The sequence below is a fragment of the Mitsuaria sp. WAJ17 genome (genome assembly GCF_014174515.1).
Lineage (GTDB): Bacteria > Pseudomonadota > Gammaproteobacteria > Burkholderiales > Burkholderiaceae_C > Roseateles_B.
This window is the reverse complement of the sequence record NZ_JACJUG010000085.1, coordinates 1-1,507: the sequence shown is the minus strand read 5'-3', so window position 1 is coordinate 1,507 and position 1,507 is coordinate 1. Positions and strand designations below refer to the sequence as shown.

General features: G+C 71.8%; 1 protein-coding gene. It reads left to right on the top strand.

From position 1 onward, the window contains the following. Window positions 1-1,507 (top strand): amino acid adenylation domain-containing protein (locus H5407_RS23460; RefSeq protein ID WP_183106902.1); only part of this gene is annotated, 1,507 nt, incomplete at both ends.

The following is a 1,507-nucleotide window of genomic DNA, read 5'->3' as shown; positions in this document are numbered from 1 at the left end:
AGGCCCCGCGCGTGTGCGCACTCATGCAGCAGGCGCTGCAAGGCCTCGTCCTGGCTCTGCAGTCCGCGCCGGACCAGACCCTGGCCGAGCTGCCCCTGCTGCCCGCCTCTGAGCAGGCCCAGCTGCAAGCCCTGGCCGAGCATGTGCGCCCCTACCCGCACACCCAGACCCTGCCTCAGCTCTTTGACGCCGTGCGGCAGTCCCACGCCGACGCCATCGCCGTCGTGCAGGGCGAACGCCAGCTCAGCTATGCCCAGCTGGACGCCTGCAGCCGCCACCTGGCCCAGGCTCTGATCGAGCGGGGCGTCGCCCCCGGCGACACCGTGGCCACGCGGCTGGAGCGCTCGCTGGAACTGGTGGTGGCCCAACTGGCCATCCTCCAGGCCGGCGCCGTCTACGTCCCGCTGGACCCCCAGATGCCCGAGGCCCGCCAGCGCCTGATCGTCCAGGACTGCGCCGCGCGGCTGCTGCTGCAAGCGCCCGAGGCCGCACCCCTGGACGATCTGGCCTCGCTGGCGGTGTCCATCGACGCCTTGCTGGCCCAGCCGGACGGCCCCGCCCAGCCTCTGCCGCACGATGCCCAGGCCGCTGCCTATGTCATGTACACCTCCGGCTCCACCGGCCGGCCCAAGGGCGTGCTGGTGCCCCATCGCGCCGTCTCGCGCGTGGTGCTCAACAGCGGCTACGGCGTCTTCGATGCCCAGCTTCGCATGGCCTTCGCCGCCAACCCGGCCTTCGACGCCAGCACCCTGGAGGTCTGGGCGCCCCTGCTGCACGGCGGCTGCCTGGTCGTGATCGGGCGCGACGAGCTGCTGGACGGCGAGCGCCTGTGCCGCACGCTGCTGCAGCAGCGGGTGGACAGCCTGTGGCTGACCGTGGGTCTGTTCAATCAACTGGCGACCGCCCTGGGGCCGGTGCTGCCGCGACTGCGCCAACTGCTGGTCGGTGGCGACGCACTGGACCCGGTCACGGTGGCCGAGGTGTTGACGCGCACGCCGCCACAGCGGCTCATCAACGGCTATGGACCGACGGAAACCACCGTCTTCGCGCTCACTCACGAGGTGAGCCTGGCCGACGCGCGCCAACGCAGCATCCCCATCGGACGGCCCATCGGCAACACGGAGGTCCACCTGCTGGACGAGCACCAGCGCCTGGTGGCGCGCGGAGCCATCGGCGAGATCTGCATCGGCGGGCAGGGCCTGGCCCTGGGCTATCTGAACCAGCCCGAGCTGACGGCGCAGGCCTTCATCGAGCATCCGTTCAAGCCCGGCCAGCGGCTGTACCGCAGCGGCGACCTGGGTCGCTGGCGAGAAGACGGCAGCCTGGAGTTCATGGGCCGACGCGACCAGCAGGTCAAGCTGCGGGGCTTCCGCGTGGAGCCCGGCGAGGTGCAGAGCCGGCTGCAGGAACACCCGGCGGTGGCGCAGGCCGCCGTCGTGGTGGACCAGGTCGATGCGGGGCACAAGCGCCTGGTGGCCTACTACACCCTGGGTGAGGGCGCACAGCC